Source organism: Roseateles sp. P1_C6, assembly GCF_056406315.1.
On record NZ_JBFUAK010000003.1, the window covers coordinates 15,903 to 34,889 of the forward strand.

Sequence of the window (18,987 nt, forward strand, 5' to 3'; positions counted from 1 at the left end):
CTCACCCATGAAAGCGCTGACCTATCACGGCTCCAAGGATGTCCGCGTCGAATCCGTGCCTGACCCGGTTCGCTATGCCGACGACGACATCATCCTGCGCGTCACGGCGACGGCCATCTGCGGCTCGGATCTGCACATCTTTCGCGGCAAGATCCCCGACATGAAGACCGGGGACATCCTCGGCCACGAGTTCATGGGCATCGTCGAAGACGTCGGCCCGAGCGTGACCAAGCTCCGCAAGGGTGACCGCGTCGTCGTGCCGTTCACGATCTCCTGCGGAGACTGCATGTTCTGCAACCGCAAGCTGTTCGCGGCCTGCGAGACCACCAACCCTGGGCGCGGCGCGATTCTGAACAAGAAGGACATCCGACCCGGCGCCGGCCTGTTTGGCTACAGCCATCTGTACGGCGGCTATCCCGGCGGCCAGGCCGAGTTTGTCCGCGTGCCCAAGGCCAACGTCGGTCCGTTGGTGATCCCCGATTCGACGCTGCGTGACGAGCAGGTGCTGTTCCTGTCGGACATCCTGCCCACTGGCTACCAGGCCGCCGTCAATGCGGAAGTCGGGCCGGGTTCCAAGGTTGCGATCTTCGGCGCCGGCCCGGTGGGCCTCATGGCCGCGGCAAGCTGCCGCATGTTGGGTGCCGAGCAGATCTTCATGGTCGATCACCATCAGTACAGGCTGGACTTCGCCGTAGCCACCTACGGCGTCGCGCCGATTAACTTCGACCAGATCGACGACCCCGCCGCCTACATCGTCGATGCGACCGGCCATCACGGCGTGGATGCCTCCATCGACGCGGTCGGCTTCGAAGCCAAGGGCAGCACGACCGAGACAGTGCTGACGACGATGAAGCTCGAAGGCTCCAGTGGTGCTGCGCTGCGCCAGGCCATCGCGGCCACGCGCCGTGGCGGTGTCGTCAGCGTGCCGGGCGTCTATGCCGGCTTCATCCACGGCTTCCTGTTTGGCGATGCCTTTGAGAAGGGCCTGACCTTCAAGGGTGGACAGACGCATGCCCAGCGTTTCATGCCAGAGCTGCTGGACCGCATCTCCGCCGGGGATCTGCAGCCCGACGCCATCGTGACGCACACGCTGCCGCTTCAGGATGCGGCGCGAGGCTACGAGATCTTCAACGAGAAGCAGGAGGACTGCCGCAAGGTCATCCTCCGGCCAGGTGCCGTCTGAGTGGACCCCGCTCATCGACCCATTCAGCAGGAGAAAACATGTCCACCGTTCCCCATCGTCCGATTGCCGTCATCACCGGCGCGTCTTCAGGCATCGGCCGCGAGCTGGCCCATTTGTGTGCAAAGGATGGCTACGACCTCTTCCTGGCGGCCGACCAGGGGCCGCTAGAGGAAGTCGCGGCCCACATGCGAACGCATGGCGGCCATGTCGAGGTGGTGCAGGCCGACCTGGCCACAGCTGACGGCGTGGCCCAACTGGTGGCTGCCATCGGCAATCGTCCCGTGCAGGTGCTGATGGCCAACGCCGGGCACGGGCTGGGCCATGCATTTCTACAGCAGGATTTTCAGCAGGTTCGACATGTGGTGGACACCAACATCACGGGCACCATCGATCTGATCCAGCAGATCGGGCGCGGGATGGTCCAACGGCGAGCGGGGCGCATCCTGGTGACGGGCTCCATCGCCGGCTTGATGCCAGGCAGCTTCCAGGCCGTCTACAACGGCACCAAGGCGTTCATCGATTCCTTCTGCTACGCCCTACGCAACGAGCTGAAGGATTCAGGTGTGACCGTGACCTGCTTGATGCCAGGCGTCACCGATACGGAGTTCTTCGAGCGAGCGGACCTGATGGACACCAAGGTGGGAACCGGCAAGAAGGCCGATCCTGCCGACGTGGCCCGGGCGGGCTATGAGGCGATGCTGGACGGAGATGCTGATGTCGTCGCGGGTTGGAAGAACAAGCTTCAGGCCATCCTTGCCAACGTGACGCCGGCACCCGTGCTCGCCGAGCAGCATCGCAAGATCACCGAACCAGGGTCGGCCGAACGTTGATCGCCGTGTGCGCGCCCTAGCAGGGGCGCATCCATCTGGTCGCGGGTGCAGCGGGAGAACAGATGTCCAAGTGCATCATGCTCATTCGACACGCGGAGAAGCCCGATGAGGGTCATGACGGCGTTGACGATGCCGGAAAGCCGGACAGCCGATCGCTCAGCGTGGCGGGCTGGCGGCGCGCCGGTGCAATGGCGCCGTACTTTGCTTCGCTCGCCGACCGGATCCATGCCAGGCTCGTCTGCAGGCCGGAACACATTCTTGCTGCGCGAGCGACGTCCATGCATCCATCGACGCGACCGCGGGACACCGTTCAGGCATTGGCAGAAGTTCTGGGCTTGGCCGTTGACGAGACGTGGTCGGATGAAGACTCGACAGAACGATTCGCCGAGACGCTGAGGAACTTCGAAGTGCCGGTGTTGGTGTGTTGGCGACACCACTATCTGCCAGCGCTGGCACGCGCGGTCCTGCGTGACGTGGGGGTGCCTGAGACCTGGCCAGCGGATCGGTTCGATTTGACTTGGTCCATCCGACGCGATGGCGACGGGTGGACGTTCTTGCAAGTGCCTCAGCTGCTGTTGCCAGGAGACCGAGTCGACGTGATCGAGGACGTTCAGCGCCAGTAGGTGGCGGTTGCGGGCGGCCCCAACGAGGCCAACCCGCTTTGCGGCACCTGCGCATCGTTCTGGCAGGCCGTCAGAACAGCGGACGCTATTGCCACCAACGCCATTGCTTGAAGCAGTTGCTTTGGTTTCATGGGCTCGTCCGTCGATATTCGCAAAGTCCTGCCCTTACCTAGCTCAGCGGTCGCGCGACATCCACACGACGCGGCGTCATTTCAACCCCGAGCTGGACGCGTAGCAGCGATGCAGTTGCCGGCGGCAATCCTTGAGACTCTCGAGTTTGGCTGCGGCCGTCCTGCTGGCGTGACGCGTCTTAGCTTCCTCGGTTGCCGTCACGCTGCTGGCCGGCACCTTGCTGCTGGTCGCGACCGCCGCGATCCTGCTGCTGCTGGCCCTGGCTGTCCTGGCGCTGCGTTCCGCCTTGCTGGTTCTGGCTACGGCCTTGCTGCTCTTGCTGGCCTTGATCGTCCTGGCGCTGCGATCCGCCTTGCTGGCCACTGATCTCGCTGGCGTCACGACGCTGGCCGTCGTTACGATTTTGCTGGCTCATGAAGGTCTCCAATAGGTTTCCCCGGCGAACATGCCGGGCGATGCTGAAGGGCAAATCCGGTGCCTATACAAGGCTGCCGCGCCGCACCGGCCGCAGCGCGACAGCCATTGCTCGGCGGCACTAAACTCGTTCGCTGCTTGACCTCACCGATAGGCCAGCCTGCAATCGTTGGAGCGCTATGGACTCGTCTTCCGCCCCTTTAGCGCTGGACTACATCAGCGGCAACATGGCCGCACGCGTCAAAGCGTTTCCATGGGAGACCACAGCCCTCGGCGCCGCGGACCGGTGGTCTTTGTCGCTGCGCATCACCGTTGCGACGATGCTCGAATGCCAGTTGCCGATGTACCTGGCGTGGGGCGACGAGTTCATCCAGATCTTCAACGATGCCTATCGTCCGATTCTGGGCGCCAAGGCCGGCCTAGCGCTCGGCGGGCGGGCGCCGGACACCTGGGCGGAAATCTGGCCAAGGATCGGCCCGATGTGGCGGCGGGTGCTCCAAGGCGAGCCCGTCGGTTTTGACGACTTCAAGTTGACGATTGATCGTTTCGGATACCCCGAGGACGTCTACTTCAATTTCTCGTACAGCGCCGTGCGAGACGAGCTTGGCCAAGCCCGCGGTGTGCTGGTGACTTTTGCGGAGACCACGGAGAAGGTGCTGACCTCGCGCCGCCTGGCTTTCCTTGATGCGCTGGCGCAGGCCACGCGCGAGCTCACGGAACCGGCCGACGTGATGCACATCACCGCCGAGATGCTCGGACGCCACCTCGGCGCCAATCGCTGCGCGTATGCCACGGTGCGCGAGGACCAGGACACCTTCGACCTGATCGGCGATTTCAACGACGGCGTGCCCAGCATCGTGGGCACTTACCGCTTCGCTGACTTCGGCCAAGAGGTGCTGCGGCTGATGCGTGCCGACCAGGCATACGTCAATCACGACGTGGATCGGGACGCCGCTACGGCCAGCACCGATCGCACCGCCTATGTGCGTACCAGTATCCAGTCCGTCATCTGCGTGCCCTTGCACAAGAACGGCCGTTTCGTGGCCGCAATGGCGGTCCATCAGTGCGTTCCGCGCCACTGGAGCGACGAAGAGATTTCACTCGTCAAGGTCGTTGTCTCCCGGTGCTGGGAGGCGCTGGAGCGCATCCGGGCCGAGGCCGCACTGCGCGAAGAGGCGCGCACGCTGGAGACCTTGAACCGCACGGGCGCGGCGCTGGCGGCAGAGCTGGACATCGGCACCCTGCTGCAGCGCGTCACAGACGCGGCGACATCCCTGACAGGCGCGCAGTTCGGCGCCTTTTTCTACAACGGCGTCCACGATGACGGTGAGGCATACCTGCTGTACACGCTGTCCGGCGCAGACCGCAAGCAGTTCGAGAACTTTGGGCATCCTCGCCCGACGCCCATGTTTGGCCCGACCTTCCGCGGCGAGCCGACGATCCGGCTTGACGACGTAATGGCCGACCCGCGCTACGGGCAATGGGGACCGCGCCGCGGCATGCCTGCTGGCCACCTGCCGGTTCGCAGCTATCTTGCGGTACCCGTGACCAGCCGCTCGGGCGAAGTGCTGGGCGGCTTGTTCTTCGGTCATGCCAACGTCGGCGTCTTCACCGAGCGAAGTGAGCGGATTGCCGAAGGTATTGCCAGCCAGGCTGCCATCGCCATCGACAACGCGCGGCTTTATGCCGCCTCGCGCGACGCGATGCGCGAGCGGACCCAGTTGCTGGAGAGCGAACGCACGGCGCGCCTGGCGGCGGAACAAGCCGGCCTGGTGAAGGACGAGTTCCTGGCGACGCTTTCCCACGAGCTGCGCACGCCGCTGAGTGCCATCACCGGCTGGGTACACATCCTGCATCGCAAGGCCGCCGATCTGGACGCCGATTTCAAGAAGGGCATTGACGTCATCGAGCGCAGCGCCAAGGCGCAGGTGCAGCTCATCGAGGACCTCCTCGACATGAGCCGCATCACCACCGGCAAGCTGGTCCTGAATATCGCGCCGGTGTCTGCGGCCAGCTTCACACTCGCGGCAGTCGAGCTACTTCTGCCGGCGGCGGACCGTGCAGGCGTGCGGCTCGGGACAGATGTCGCCATGAGCGAGGGGGCCGCCGTCATGGGCGACGCTGTGAGGTTGCAGCAAGTGCTGATGAACCTCGTCTCCAACGCGATCAAGTTCACTCCCCGGGGCGGCGAGGTTCATGTGACGCTGCGTTGCACGGCTGAGGTCGCGGAGATCGTGGTGGAAGACACCGGCATCGGCATTTCGCCCGAATTCCTGCCGTTCGTCTTTGAACGCTTTCGCCAAGCCGACGGGTCAATGGCGCGCCGACACGGCGGGCTGGGCCTTGGCTTGTCGATCGTGCGCAACCTGGTTGAGCTGCATGGCGGCCAAGTTGGCGCCCATAGCGATGGACCCGACCGCGGTGCGCGCTTTTCTGTGCGGTTGCCGCTGATCAAGGCGCGAAGTCTCGCCAGCGCGTCGCCCGATCCTGGCGCGGTTGATCGAACCTCGCTCGCCGGTGCGCGAATTCTGGTGGTGGACGACGACGACACGGTGCGCGACATGGTTGCCCGCGCTTTGGAGCTGCAAGGAGCGCAGGTGGTAACTGCGGCCACCGGCGCCGAGGCCCTTGCCTTGCTGCCCGGCTCCCGAGCAAATCTGCTCGTTTCCGACCTTGGCATGCCTGAGATGACAGGCTTCGAGCTGCTGGAACGCGTCAGAGCGTTACCGGCCAATCAGGGCGGGAATATCCGCGCCATCGCGCTGACGGCGTTCGCTCGCGAAGCCGACCAGCGCAGGTCGATCGACGCGGGCTTCCTAATGCATTTCCGCAAACCGGTGGAGTTTTCTGCGCTGGTGCGGGCGATACAGGAGATGGGCCTCACTTAGGACACCTCGCCTCGCATAGGACGTTTTTCCTTTGGGCCTGCTGTAGCGCTGCTTGCGGAAGGTCAGCCGCACGCGCCCCACCCAGGCGGTTCTATTTCCACGCTCATCTTGTCGTCGAGCGCACAGGCTGCGTTCGGCAGCGATTTGCTAGCCAGCGCGACGTATCGGCCAGGCACTCGGGCCAGCATGCCGTTGTGAGCATAGTTGGATCGTTGCGCCGCGCCGTGGTCGAGTGGTTCAGTCGTACCACCGTCGTGAATTGGCGCAGGCTCACCAGGTGAGGCGAATACACAGGAAGCCGCGCAGATGGCGTCCCCCAACGCCGCCGTCGCCCAGGTGGTGGCGAGGTCATCGAGAAGATGGTGACCAGATTTGCGGTGCCCTCGAGGACTCAGTCCCACATCCCACGAATCTTGGCTCCGACGTCCACGACAGCGGCCACCGGCGCTGGCTTGGCATCGCGCGGCTTTGGCGTCGGACCGATGTGCTCGAAAAGGCGTGCGACCCTTCCAGGGATGAACCGGGTCAAGGTGGCGTAGACGTGCGTGTCGCCACTGCGATGCTGCTGGCGTACGTAGTACCGCTGCGGCGCGATGAGCGACAGATGTTGCTTGGCACGCGTCATCGCAACGTAGAGTAGCCGGCGCTCTTCTTCGACCTCTTCCTCACTGCCGGTGGCCATGTCGGAAGGTATGCAGCCGTCGACCACGTTGAGCACGTGGACGGCCTGCCACTCCTGGCCCTTTGCAGAATGGATGGTCGAGAGGATGAGGTAGTCCTCATCGAGGGACGGCACGCCAGACTCGTCGCTGCTTGCACTGGGTGGGTCGAGCGTCAGCTCCGTGAGGAACCGCTCCCGGGTGCCGTAGCCCTGGGCGATGCGGCAAATCTGGTCCAGGTCTGCCATCCGAATCGGCGCGTCGTCGTGCAGGCGCTCAAGGTGCGGCTGATACCACTCGACCGCGCGCTCAAGGTCGAATGGCCATTCGCTGTTTTTCGACAACCCGACAATCAGGTCTCGCAGCAGGTCCCAATCGCCCGACGCCGCAGGCGGCGGCTTGAACTCCTGCAACGCGGTGGAGGGGTCCTGACTCGCCTCGATGGCGTCAAGCAGCTTGCGAGCGCTGGCCTGGCCGAAGCCTGCAAGCAGCTGCGACACCCGAAAGCCAGCGAGCCGGCCTCGCAGGTTCTCAGCCCATCGAAGAACGCTCATCACGTCCTTGACGTGGGTGGATTCCAGGAACTTCAGCCCGCCGAACTTCTTGAACGGGATGTTCCTACGGGTCAGTTCCAGCTCCAGCGGCGCGCTGTGGCTAGCGGTGCGAAACAGTACCGCCTGCCGGATCAGCTTGATGCCTTCTTCTCGCCGCCTGAGCACATCATCAGCAACCCAGGTGGCTTGTGCCGCCTCGTCCTGCAGCGCCACAAGCCGGGGCCGTTCGCTGGAATCTTTGTCGGACCATAGCGTCTTCGCGTGCCTGTTCTTGGCCATCGCGATGACAGCGTTCGATGCATCGAGGATGGGCTTGGTCGAACGGTAGTTCTGTTCGAGCGCAACGATGCGCGCCGGCGGGTCGAACTCGTTGGGGAAGTCCAAGATGTTTCGGACCTCGGCCGCTCGGAACGAATAGATGGCCTGGGCGTCATCGCCCACGACCGTGAGGTTCTGGCCCGTCGGCTTGAGCCCGCGAAGGATGGCCGCCTGCAGCTTGTTGGTGTCCTGGTATTCGTCGACCAGCACATGGTCGAATCGCTGCCCAAGGTCTGCAGCGATCGCGGGATCGGCTGCCATGTGCGACCAGAACAGCAAGAGGTCGTCGTAGTCCAGGCAGTGCTGCTGGTGTTTCGCGTCGGCGTACGACTTGAAGAGCAGTTTCAGCTCATCCAGCGCGCCGAAGCACCATGGATAGAACTGCTGCAGCACCTGGTCAAGACGGAGCTGCGAATTGATGACACGTGAGTAGATGGCCAGGCAGCTTCCCTTCTGCGGGAAGCGCTCGACCTTCTCCGCCAGCCCGAGTGCCTGACGCTGCATGCCCATCAGGTCTTCCGCATCCGCACGGTCCAAGATGGTGAAGTTGGGAGCGAGCCCGATGCGGTCGGCGTAGTCACGAAGCAACCGTGCACCGACACCGTGGAACGTTCCCGCCCAGGGGAAGGTCGGCGGTGCCTGGCTCGACGAATAGCCCAGCACCTTGTGAAGCACGCGGCCGACCCGTTGCTCCATCTCGCCCGCGGCGCGTCGAGAAAAAGTAAGCAGCAGGATGCGGCTGGGATCCGCGCCCCCTTGAACCAGCCGCGCCACCCGGGATGCAAGCGTTTTGGTCTTGCCTGACCCGGCTCCCGCAATGACCAGAAGTGGGCCCTGGTCGCCAGCCGTCAGCCCGTGCTCGACGGCCTCACGCTGTCGGTCGTTGAGGTCGGCGAAGGGCAGCGGCTCCTGGCGGGGAGATTGAGGTGGCGAGGAGCTGGGCTCTTTCATGCGTGGGCCCATGGCAGGAGAACTGAAGCCGCGCAGCAGCGAGAGCCACCGCGCAAGGCATCAATATACTGGATGCATTCACAGTAAATGTAACGACGCCAGCTGCCTCATGACCATCCGGATTGGCACCGCCTCCTGGGCCGACAACAGCCTCATCGACACCGGTCGCTTCTACCCGCCCGACGCCACGACGGCTGAGAGCAGGCTGCGCTACTACGCAACCCAGTTCCCACTGGTGGAGGTCGACTCGAGCTACTACGCCGTGCCAAGCGTCGACGCCGCCCGCCTGTGGGCGCAGCGAACCCCCGATGGATTCGTGATGAACGTGAAGGCCTTCCGACTGTTCACGGACCACCAGACCTCGCCGGCCGTCTTGCCGTCAGACCTTCGAGACGCGCTTCCCAGCGAGCTGAAGCTCAAGAGCGTCATCTACTACCGCGACGTCCCCGGCGAACTCGCCAACGAGCTGTGGGGGCGGTTTAGGGAAGCGCTGCAGCCGCTGCGCGAAGCCGGTCGGCTCGGCTTGGTGCACTTCCAGTTCCCGCCATGGCTCGTTCGCAATCGGGCGGGCCATGCCCACGTCGCCCATTGTGTGGAGCGCATGGACGGCCACACGTTGAGCGTCGAGTTCCGCAGCGACAAATGGTTCGAGGGCCCGCATGCGGCCGAGACCATCGCGTTCCAGCGGGAGCTGGGTGTGGTTCACACCATCGTCGACGAGCCTGCCGGCTTGAGCAACACCGTCCCAGCGATCTGGGAGACGACACGCGACGACTACGCCTTGGTACGCATGCACGGTCGCAATGCCGCGGCATGGAACGACCGCTCCGGGCACTCCGGCGGACGGTTCAACTACGACTACGACGAAGCGGAACTGGAGGGCCTTGGTCATCAGATTCAGCTGCTGGACCGGCCGGGTCTCGATGTCCATGTGGTGATGAACAACAACAAGGAAGACCAGGCTCAGCGCAACGGGCGGACGCTCTTCAAGACGATGAAGGACCTGAAGGCCAATGTCCTCGTACCGAGCGCCAAATGAAGTCCCCATGGACCATCCGCTGGCACTGACCGTCTAGTAGTGGGAGCGCTTCTTGCCCCGCAGACGAATCCGTGACATCCGGAGCTTCAGCTGCCCAACGAGACCGCTCGCATCCTCCACGTCGATGACAGCTTGGACAACTTGACGTCAACGAAGTTGATCCTCGATAGGCCCGGCGTTGAGATGGTGTGCGCGCCTTCTGCTGCGCTGGCACTCGAGAAGCTTCATGAAGGCGACTTCGCGCTCGCACTAGTCGACGTGAACATGCCAGGGATGAACGGCTTTCAGCTCGCCGAGTTGATGCGTGAGGACGACCGCACCAAAGAGATTCCTATCATTTTCCTCACCGGATCAGGTGGGGACGCGGGAAGGTCGTTCCGCGGTTACGAGGCCGGCGCCATTGACTTCCTTGAGAAGCCAGTCCATCCGATGGTTTTGGAAAGCAAGGTCAGCGCCTTCGTTGCGCTGTATCTGCAGCGCAAGTCGTTGCGCGATCAAAAGGACGACTGTGAAAGATTGCTTCGGGCCAACCAGCGCATGGCGGCTGAACTACAGCGCGCGCACGAGCTGGCCGTACAAGCAGCTTTTACAGACGATTTGACAGGCGTGCCCAACCGCCGGCACATCTTGAAGCTGGCCGAAAGCGCGCTCGCCGACCCGCGGCGGCATTCGCAGCCGGTCAGCTTCGCACTGCTTGACCTAGACCACTTTAAAAAGATCAACGACAAGCATGGCCACGCCGGCGGCGATGCGGTGCTGCGTCATTTTTGCCGTCACACCCAGGCGCATCTGCGCACCGGTCAGGCCATGGGCCGCATGGGCGGTGAGGAATTCCTGCTGCTGCTGCCGGGCACCGAGCTAGCCGATGCATGCACGGCGCTTGAACGCGTGCGCCACACACTGGAGCCACATGCTGACATCACGTACACGTTCTCCGCTGGCGTTGCGCAGGCCCGTCCCGATGAAAAGCTGGACGCGGTGCTAGAACGCGCGGACCGGGCGCTCTATCTGTCCAAGGAGCGTGGGCGCGACTGCACCTCCAGCGAGTTGATGGGGCTGTAGCGAAGACTGTGCGAAAGACAGTTTGGCGCAAGCCATAAGGATGCTTTACGGCGCCGTCCTACGCAGCGGCAGTGGCTTGGCCGCTAGCCTTTCGCGAAATCAAGAGCTACGGGTCCAGACGACCGTAGTTGGTGGGTTTACGTGGGCAAGCCCGCTTGAGGATGGACCCTCGTTTGACGTAGTGACGGTGATGATGACCAGCAAGAACGCCTTCAGTGCGTCCTATCGGCGGTGGGCCAAGGCCCAGGAACTGGTGAGCCAATGCGAAAGAGAGATTTTTCGCAGCGGGCACCAGTTGACGGCGGAAGACCTGTCTAGCCTGCAATCTCTGAGGGCTATCGCAACGACGCGACTCCGACAGCTCATCGACGAGTTCGGCTTTGAGGTTGCGCGCCTGCACCCGCACATAGCTACTCCGCCCTCAGAACAGCTGCAGCCGCCGGGGTACTGAGACTCGTAGCTCAACGAGACCCTTCGGAAGGTCAAGTCATCTGCTCCGTCCTCGGTGATCTGCCGAACATGGCCAGGAGGCAGTCGTGAACATGCAGTCCTTGAAGATTGGAATGAGGCTCGCGGCTGGCTTCGGCTTGGTCCTCGTACTCCTCGCGCTCGCTGTAGGTCTGAGCTACCGTCAAATCGCAGCGGTCGCCCCCCACATCGATCTGCTCATGGAATTACAGCGTCAACAGGACTTGGCGCAGGACTGGCGTGCCCTGACCCAGCTCAATGTCACCCGTACTGACGCAGTAGCGCGGGCGGGTGGATCAGGTCCCGTGGCCGACTTTTTCGCGCCCGTGATTAAGACCACTAGCGCCAAGATCAGCGAGCTGCAAGACGCGCTCACAAAGGTGGCCGACACGCCGCAGGCCAAGGCCACGCTCGACGACATAAGCGCGGCGCGCAAGGCTTACGTTGATGTGCGAACGCAGGTCTTCGCTCAGCTTAAAGCAACTGAAGCCGCCGCAGCGCTGCAGACGCTCGAAGGCAAGATGCGCCCAGCGGCGGATGCCTACGTCGCCGCCATCAGCCGCATGGCTGACTCCCAAGGAGCGCGGGTGCGTGAGGAAACCCGCGAGATCCTGCAAGCGGCACGCCATACACAAATCCTCATGATGGTGTTGGTGGCCGTGTGCTTGGTCATCGGGGTCGCCGTCGCGTGGCTTATCACTCGATCTGTCGTGTTCCCACTGCGTGCCGCTATCCACGAAGCGAAAGAGGTGGGGCTGGGAGATCTGACGCGCGAGATTCGCGCTGTCGGCACGGACGAGACCGCTCAGCTGGCTCAGGCACTGGCGAGCATGCAATCGTCTCTGAGGCAACTCGTCGGCTCGGTGCGATACAACGCCGATGGTGTGGCCACGGCAAGCTCGGAGATCGCACTTGGCAGCAATGACCTATCAGCGCGTACCGAGCAGCAAGCGAGCGCCATCCAGCAGACGGCCGCGTCGATGGAGGAGCTGTCGGCCACCGTGAAGCTCAATGCGGACAACGCCGAGCAGGCCGACCAGCTCGCGCATGCGGCCAGCGACATCGCGCGCCAGGGCGGCGAAGTGGTGGGCGAGGCCGTGCAGCGCATGCAGGGCATCGAGGAAAGCTCGCGCAAGATTGCCGACATCATCGGCACGATCGATTCCATCGCCTTCCAAACCAATATCCTCGCTCTGAACGCCGCAGTAGAAGCAGCGCGCGCTGGCGAGCAAGGGCGGGGCTTTGCTGTGGTCGCCGGCGAGGTCCGCATGCTGGCCAAGCGCAGTGCCGACGCCGCAAAACAGATCAAGGTTTTGATTGCCGACAGCGTTGGTCGCGTCGAGCAAGGGGCCGCCCTTGTCAATCGCGCCGGGCAGACGATGGACCAGGTGGTGTCCGCCATTGACCGCGTCACTCAGGTCGTGCGGGAGATCAGCTCGGCCAGTCGCGAGCAGAGCACCGGCGTCAGCCAGATTGGTCAGGCCATCTCACAAATGGATGAGGCCACGCAACAGAACGCCGCCCTTGTCGAGGAGAGCGCTGCGGCGGCCGAAAGCCTGAAGCTCCAGGCCGAGGAACTGGTCAAACTGGTATCCGCTTTCAAGACCTGACGCAGCTCTCAAGTGCGCCAACAGCTGTCCACCAACCGGCTTGGTATGCGACCGCCGCTGCGATCACTTGGCCTCGACGTCGAGAGATTTGGACTCATTCGCGCTCGACGCGATGACGGCCTACGATCACGATTCATCAGCTCTTGCATCGCGAACCGCGGGCCAGGTTGAAGATCAACCAAGGGGCAACCGGACCTTGAGATGACACGCCAACCGTCCTTGGCAATGAACGGCCACCTCGTTCATGCGATGGCCTTTTGGGTTGGCTTGGCCCTGTTTAGTGGTGTGCAGATGGCAAGTGCTGACCCGCCGTTGCCGGCGATGAATAGCTACGGCCAGCCGCCGTTCGTTCCGGTGGGTGGGGGGCGAGCGCAGGGGCTAGCAACGATCTTTGTCGACCTCGTCAACAAGGCGACGGGCGGCCAGCCTGAGTTCCAACTCGACCATCTCCCCAGACGCCGGTTGGAGGTCACCTTGGCTTCCCGGTCGTTCGCGGGAGTAGCACTATTTCTCGCCCCAGAATTCCTGGCGCCCGCGGCACAGCAAGGGGCGGCGTGGTCTGAGCCAGTGATGGTCGATGAAAACCTGATCGTCAGTCTGCGAGCTCTGAAGGTGTCGTCGCTGCAGGATCTGCATGGCCTGAAACTGGGAGGCATCGCCGGCCACATCTACGGCCTTTTAGCGCCAGCGATCGACGATGGAAGGATTCATCGGGAAGACGCGCCAGATCACGTCAGCAACTTGCGAAAGTTGTGCCTCGGTCGGGTAGATTTTGTCGTCATCAGCAGGTCCGAGCTCGCGGGAACGCGCCCAAATGTGTCATGCCAAGAACCGTTCAGGCCAATGGCATTTCCGCAGCCGCAGATGATCGTCCGTCGGGTGCTCGTTCGGATGGCAGACGGCGAACGGGCAAAGGATGTGCTCGATGCCGTGGCCAGCGTTTCTTGCGGACAGCAGTGGATTCAGGCGTTGGCGCAGTACGGTTTGTCGACGGTGGGTTGTGTCAGCAAAGTTGCTCGATCAATTGACGCATCACCTATCAAGGTTCGGGGCACGCGTCCCCCGTCCAAAACGAGCGACGGGCGGGGCTGATTCCAACCGTGCGTTGGGTGCTCGGTTCAGCCGGCCCACAGACTGAGTGATGAGCGTTGGTGCGCGGGGGCGCACACGCCAGTCTGGCGATAGGGTCGCAGGCAGATCGCCGACATGACCCTCAGGAGGCATGAAAGTTGCCACTAGCGATGCGCGGAGCGCCCCGCGCGGACCGCAATTGATCGGCCAGTACCTTCCAACTTCAGACAGGAGTCAATATGCCCACAACCGCCAATGACCGTCGCCTCGTGACCGGCTTGTTTCCCGACCGAGCAAGCGCCGAAGCTGCCTACACCTCTGCCAGCGAGCGCGGCTATGGCAGGAATGATGTGGACGTCATCATGTCCGACGAGACCCGCAACCGTCACTTTGTCAACGCGGGGACCGAGACGGAGCTGGGCAACAAGGCAGCTGAAGGCGCGGGCATCGGTGGAGCCATCGGCGGCACCTTGGGCGCTATCGCTGCCGCTGTCGCCGCTATCGGCACGAGCATCGCCATCCCGGGCCTGGGCCTTGTCGTTGCTGGCCCGCTCGCCGCTGCCTTGGCAGGTGCCGGTGCCGGGGCTGCCAGCGGCGGTCTGGTTGGAGCCCTTATCGGCTGGAGTATTCCCGAGGAACGCGTGAAGCACTACGAAGAGGGCATCAAGAAGGGCGGGATCCTGATGGGCCTTCGCACGAAGTCCGACGAAGACGCCGAGCACTTTGAACGTCACTGGACCAGCAACAACGGCCATCACGTCTATCGCTGATCTCCTCCCCAGAAAAGGCAAGCTGCCCGAGGGCAGCTGCCTTCTTAAACCTCCGCGCGACCTAATGCACAGCAACCCCAACGGCTCCAGCGAGTGGGTGTAATTGGAGGCTCATCTGGCGTCCATACTGGCACGGCCTTGTCCACTCGACGGCCGCGCTGATGCTCCGAAACCGCTTCCTGCTCAATTACGTTCTGGGCATTGCCAGCATCGCCATCGGCGCTGGCCTGACCAGCGCGACTGGCTCCCTCCTTCCCCTTGCTATGGGCGGCGCGGTCGGGATCATGTGTACGTATTTACTGGTACGCGCAATCTGTCAGGGCAAGCTCAAGGCAGCGAAGCGCCGCTGAAGGTCCTCAAAGGCCCCGTCTCAGAAGGTCGAGCCGTCTCCTTGGGCTGTCGCGATTTCGCTTCTGGCGGCAGATGGCACTCCTAGCCGGAGCACTGCTCCGGAGTACGTTGCGCCTTCGTCCGACACGCGCGCCGCTGTGGCGCGCCTAGCGTTGGAGCTTTCCATCGAAGGAGACGCACATGTCTGACGACAAGTCCAAAAGCGGTGGCCAGGACCGCAAACTCATCAGTCTCAGCGAAGACTACGAAGTCCGCGATTGGTCGAAGAAGTTTGGCGTCACGCCCGACGAACTCAAGGCCGCAGTCAAGGCAGTTGGAAACGACGCTGCAGCCGTCGAAGCACACCTGAAAGGCAAGCGGTGATTCAGCAGCACCCCTACAGGGGCCTGGTGATTCTGACTGAGGCGCGGCCCGAAGGGGCTGAGCTCTACCGGCCCGCTTTCGCTGTGGCCGAGCGAGCCGATGCAGAGCCGATGCACAGCGACCTGCTCGACATGACCTGCGAGACCGCTACTGCAGCGTTTGCCAGGGGCCGCGAGGCGGGTGAGATTTGGATAGATGCTCACCAAGACGCCTCGAGTGCCGATGCAACCAGGTAGAGGCGCTGCACGATGCGCGTCGCGACATGGAACATTAACAACGTCGTCCGACGTCTGGACTTGCTTCTGGACTGGCTGGCGCGCACGCAGCCCGATGTGGTTGCGCTGCAAGAGCTGAAGACAACGACCGAACTGTTCCCCGCTGCCGCGCTCCGCGAGGTTGGCTATGACTCGCTGGTCGTCGGCCAGAAGACCTGGAACGGCGTGGCCCTGCTTTCTCGTGGACATGAAATCGTCGAGGTGGCCACGGCGCTGCCCGGCGATGCCAAGGACAAAGAGGCGCGCTACGTCGAGGCAGCAATCAACGGCGTCCTGTTCGGCTGCCTGTACCTGCCGAATGGAAACCCACAGCCCGGCCCCAAGTTCGACTACAAGCTTCGCTGGTTTGAACGCCTTCGCAAGCGTGCCGAGGCGCTGTGGGCGTCCGGCGAGCCGGTCGTGCTGCTTGGCGACTGGAACGTGGTGCCGACCGATTCGGACATCTACCCCTCCGAGTCGTGGCGCGACAACGCGCTGCTGCAGCCTGAGCCGCGCGCGGCATTCGCGAGCATCCTGGCGCAGGGCTGGACCGATGCGCTGAAGACCGCCATCCCAACCAACACGCCGTATACGTTTTGGGACTACATGCGCAAGAGGTGGGAGCGAGATGCCGGCCTGCGCATCGACCACATCCTGGTGAGTTCCAAGCTCCGCGTCGTTGGCGCCGGCGTCGACAAGGAAGAACGCGGCAAAGAAGGCCCGAGCGACCACGCGCCGGTCTGGGCCGAGCTGAAGATGACCAAGTCGCCGAGGTCGCCAAAGGCGACGCCCAAGAAGGAAGCCGCCAAGACCAGCAAACCGGCCGCCAAGGCGGCCTCCAACAAGACAACGAAAGCGGCGCCTGCCCCAGCGCCTGAAACCGCCCCATTGCAGCGGTACAACGCCAAGCGGAACTTCGACATAACGGCCGAGCCCGCCGGGAAGGTGGCACGCAAGAGGGCGAAGGCGAAGGATGGATTGCAGTTCGTGATCCAGAAGCACTGGGCATCGCACCTGCACTACGACTTCCGTCTCGAACTCAACGGCGTGATGGTCAGCTGGGCCGTGCCCAAGGGGCCGTCGTTCGACCCTGCCATCAAGCGCATGGCCATCCATGTCGAACACCACCCCATCAGCTACAACACCTTTGAGGGCGAAATCCCCAAGGGCCAGTACGGCGGCGGCACCGTCATCATTTGGGACAGGGGCACCTGGGAGCCGGTCGGCGACCCGGTGGAGGGCTTGGCCAAGGGCAAGCTCATTTTCAAGATGCACGGCGAGAAGCTGGCCGGCCTGTGGGAGCTGGTGCGCATCGGCAAGCCAGGCGAGAAGAAGCAGCAGTGGCTGCTGCTGAAGAAGCGCGGCGACGCGTGGGCCCAACCGCTGGCCGACTACGACGTCATCACTGCGTTGCCGGATAGCGTCGTGGCCAAGCCGCTGGGCTTGCTTGAGGAACGTGACCCACGCGAAGCGCCGATGCAGCCCAGGACGGAGAACGCGGACGTCGAGCCAGACCTGTCGAAAGCAAAGAAGGCGGCCCTACCGGAAGCATTCGAGCCCCAGCTCGCGACGCTGGCCAGCGCCGCTCCGGCGGACGGCGGTTGGGTCGCGGAGCCGAAGTGGGACGGATACAGGATGCTCGCGCGCATCTACAAAGGAAAAGTGCGCCTGCTTACCCGCAACGGAAACGACTGGACCAGCAAGCTGCGAGGTCTCGCCGAAGCCGTTGAGGCGCTCGGCATCGACGCCGCCTGGTTGGACGGCGAAATCGTTGTGATGAATGACCGAGGCGTTCCCGACTTCAACGCCCTGCAAAACGCCATCGACAAGGCCGCAAGCGAGAGCATCGCCTACTACCTGTTCGACGTGCCGTACCTGGGTAATCAGGATCTTCGGGCAGTGCCATTCAGCAGCCGCCGCAAGGTACTGCAGGCACTGCTCGCGGAGCCCACGTCCGACCGCGTTCGGGTCAGTCAAACGTTCGACGCTCCGCCCACGCAGCTCTTGGCCGCAGCCTGCCAAATTGGCCTCGAGGGCGTGATGCTCAAGCGCGAGGACGCGCCCTACTCGTCAGGACGAACCCAGACCTGGTTGAAGCTGAAGTGCCAGCACCGGCAAGAGTTTGTCGTGGTCGGATTCACGGACCGCACGAATAGGCCCAGTGAAGTCGGAAACCTGACTCTCGGGTACTACGACAACGGCGTACTCAAGCACGCCGGTGCTGTTGGGACAGGGTGGAGTTCCAGTACCGGCCGCGAGCTCTATGCAAAGCTGAAGAAGCTTGAGGTCAAGACGCCCACCGTCCACCCAGCCGCAGCCAAGCCAGGACGTTGGTCCAAGCGCTCCGCCGGCTCACAGCGATGGGTCAAACCGCAGATGGTGGTAGAGGTAGCCTTTGCTGAGTGGACGCCCGATGGCTCAGTACGGCATGCCACCTTTCGCGGCGAGCGGACAGACAAACCGCCCGAGAGCATCAGACGCGAAGAGGCCACCGCAATGAGCGCTGCAGCGAAGAAGTCAAAGCCGGCGGCGGGCGGCGCCGCGCTCAGCGTCAAGGTGTCGCATCCAGAGCGCGTCATCGACAAGACCACCGGCGTCACCAAGGTCGAGCTGGTCCGGTACTACGAAAGCATCGCTGAATGGATGCTTCCCCACCTGAAGGACAGGCCCGTCTCGCTGGTGCGAGCGCCCCAAGGTATCCAGGGGCAGCTGTTCTTCCAGAAGCATTCGGAAGCCAAGATGCCAGGGATGACCGAGCTGGACCCAGAGCTCTGGCCAGGGCACGACGCGTTGCTCGCGGTGAACTCGGCCGAGGCCTTGGTCAATGCCGCCCAGTTCAACACGGTCGAGTTCCACACCTGGAATTCCAAGGCGAGCCGGATCGACCAGCCAGACAGGGTGATATTCGACTTGGACCCGGGCGAAGGCGTGACGTGGGCTCACCTGCAAGAGGCGGCGATGCTTACGAAGGGATTCTTGGAGCAGCTCGGCTTGCAGGCCTGGCTCAAGACGTCTGGCGGCAAGGGCCTGCACGTTGTCGTGCCCTTGGCGCCAAAGCTCGGCTACGACGATGTGAAGGCGTTTTCTCAGGCCGTCGTTCAGCACATGGCCAAAGTGATTCCGCAGCGATCTGTGGCCAAGAGCGGTGGCAGCAATCGCATCGGGAAAATCTTCATCGACTACCTGCGCAACGGCCACGGCCAGACCACGGCAGCCGCTTTCTCAGCGCGCGCCAGGCCAGGCCTAGGCGTCTCGATGCCGGTGTCCTGGGAACAGTTGCCTGAGCTCAAGAGCGGTGCGCAATGGACCATCGCCACAGCGCGCGAGTACCTGACGTTCCAGCAGGTAGACCCGTGGGCGGCGTACTGGAAAAGCAAGCAGAGCCTGAACAAGGCTCTGAAGCTGCTGAAAGAAGCCTAGGCTCACACTGGGCTGCTAGCAAGCTGC

The 18,987-nt window shown here is 63.3% G+C and carries 15 protein-coding genes; 13 read left to right on the forward strand and 2 right to left on the reverse strand.

All coding sequences use genetic code 11. The features are described from left to right. Positions 1-7 precede the first annotated feature (7 nt). From AC1D29_RS06085 to AC1D29_RS06095, 3 genes are all read left to right on the forward strand, one after another. On the forward strand, positions 8-1,183 hold the full coding sequence (locus AC1D29_RS06085; RefSeq protein ID WP_477895217.1) for a zinc-dependent alcohol dehydrogenase: 1,176 nt from the start codon (positions 8-10) through the stop codon (positions 1,181-1,183). A 38-nt stretch (positions 1,184-1,221) separates the two neighbouring features. Then, entirely contained in the window at positions 1,222-2,013 is a 792-nt protein-coding gene (locus AC1D29_RS06090; RefSeq protein WP_477895219.1) for an SDR family NAD(P)-dependent oxidoreductase, read from the forward strand. A gap of 62 nt (positions 2,014-2,075) precedes the next feature. Then, complete coding sequence (locus tag AC1D29_RS06095) at positions 2,076-2,636, forward strand: hypothetical protein (RefSeq protein ID WP_477895221.1); 561 nt, start codon at positions 2,076-2,078, stop codon at positions 2,634-2,636. A gap of 310 nt (positions 2,637-2,946) precedes the next feature. Here the strand turns inward: AC1D29_RS06095 and AC1D29_RS06100 are convergent, their stop codons facing one another. Further along, a complete protein-coding gene (locus AC1D29_RS06100) occupies positions 2,947-3,183 on the reverse strand; it encodes a hypothetical protein (protein WP_477895223.1) in 237 nt (78 codons plus the stop codon). Positions 3,184-3,361: 178 nt separating this feature from the next. On the opposite strand from AC1D29_RS06100, the gene AC1D29_RS06105 reads away from it, so the two are divergent. Further along, positions 3,362-6,070, forward strand: coding sequence for an ATP-binding protein (locus AC1D29_RS06105; RefSeq protein WP_477895225.1), 2,709 nt, complete (start codon positions 3,362-3,364; stop codon positions 6,068-6,070). Between the two features lie 391 nt (positions 6,071-6,461). Here the strand turns inward: AC1D29_RS06105 and AC1D29_RS06110 are convergent, their stop codons facing one another. Further along, the gene (locus tag AC1D29_RS06110) at positions 6,462-8,552 is read right to left on the reverse strand and encodes an ATP-dependent helicase (RefSeq protein ID WP_477895227.1); all 2,091 of its coding nucleotides are present in this window, start codon (positions 8,550-8,552) and stop codon (positions 6,462-6,464) included. A gap of 109 nt (positions 8,553-8,661) precedes the next feature. Here AC1D29_RS06110 and AC1D29_RS06115 point away from each other — a divergent pair, with 109 nt between their 5' ends. The 9 genes from AC1D29_RS06115 to ligD all read left to right on the forward strand — a co-directional run bounded on the left by AC1D29_RS06115 (position 8,662) and on the right by ligD (position 18,960). Next, positions 8,662-9,591 (forward strand): DUF72 domain-containing protein, encoded by a 930-nt coding sequence (locus tag AC1D29_RS06115; protein ID WP_477895229.1) that lies wholly within the window; start codon positions 8,662-8,664, stop codon positions 9,589-9,591. Between the two features lie 111 nt (positions 9,592-9,702). Continuing rightward, positions 9,703-10,653 carry a GGDEF domain-containing response regulator gene (locus tag AC1D29_RS06120; protein ID WP_477896178.1) on the forward strand — a complete coding sequence of 317 codons (951 nt, stop codon included), beginning with the start codon at positions 9,703-9,705 and terminating at the stop codon, positions 10,651-10,653. A gap of 190 nt (positions 10,654-10,843) precedes the next feature. Further along, entirely contained in the window at positions 10,844-11,104 is a 261-nt protein-coding gene (locus tag AC1D29_RS06125; RefSeq protein ID WP_477895231.1) for a hypothetical protein, read from the forward strand. Between the two features lie 91 nt (positions 11,105-11,195). Beyond that, positions 11,196-12,731: a methyl-accepting chemotaxis protein gene (locus AC1D29_RS06130; protein ID WP_477896180.1), complete on the forward strand. Its 1,536-nt coding sequence runs from the start codon at positions 11,196-11,198 to the stop codon at positions 12,729-12,731. Positions 12,732-12,956: 225 nt separating this feature from the next. Next, a complete protein-coding gene (locus tag AC1D29_RS06135) occupies positions 12,957-13,823 on the forward strand; it encodes a hypothetical protein (RefSeq protein ID WP_477895233.1) in 867 nt (288 codons plus the stop codon). A gap of 218 nt (positions 13,824-14,041) precedes the next feature. Next, a complete protein-coding gene (locus AC1D29_RS06140; protein WP_477895235.1) occupies positions 14,042-14,572 on the forward strand; it encodes a hypothetical protein in 531 nt (176 codons plus the stop codon). Positions 14,573-14,733: 161 nt separating this feature from the next. Next, entirely contained in the window at positions 14,734-14,922 is a 189-nt protein-coding gene (locus AC1D29_RS06145) for a hypothetical protein (RefSeq protein WP_477895237.1), read from the forward strand. Positions 14,923-15,103: 181 nt separating this feature from the next. Continuing rightward, positions 15,104-15,286, forward strand: coding sequence for a DUF3606 domain-containing protein (locus AC1D29_RS06150; protein ID WP_477895240.1), 183 nt, complete (start codon positions 15,104-15,106; stop codon positions 15,284-15,286). A 248-nt stretch (positions 15,287-15,534) separates the two neighbouring features. After that, positions 15,535-18,960: a DNA ligase D gene (gene ligD / locus AC1D29_RS06155; protein WP_477895242.1), complete on the forward strand. Its 3,426-nt coding sequence runs from the start codon at positions 15,535-15,537 to the stop codon at positions 18,958-18,960. The last annotated feature ends 27 nt before the right edge of the window (positions 18,961-18,987 follow it).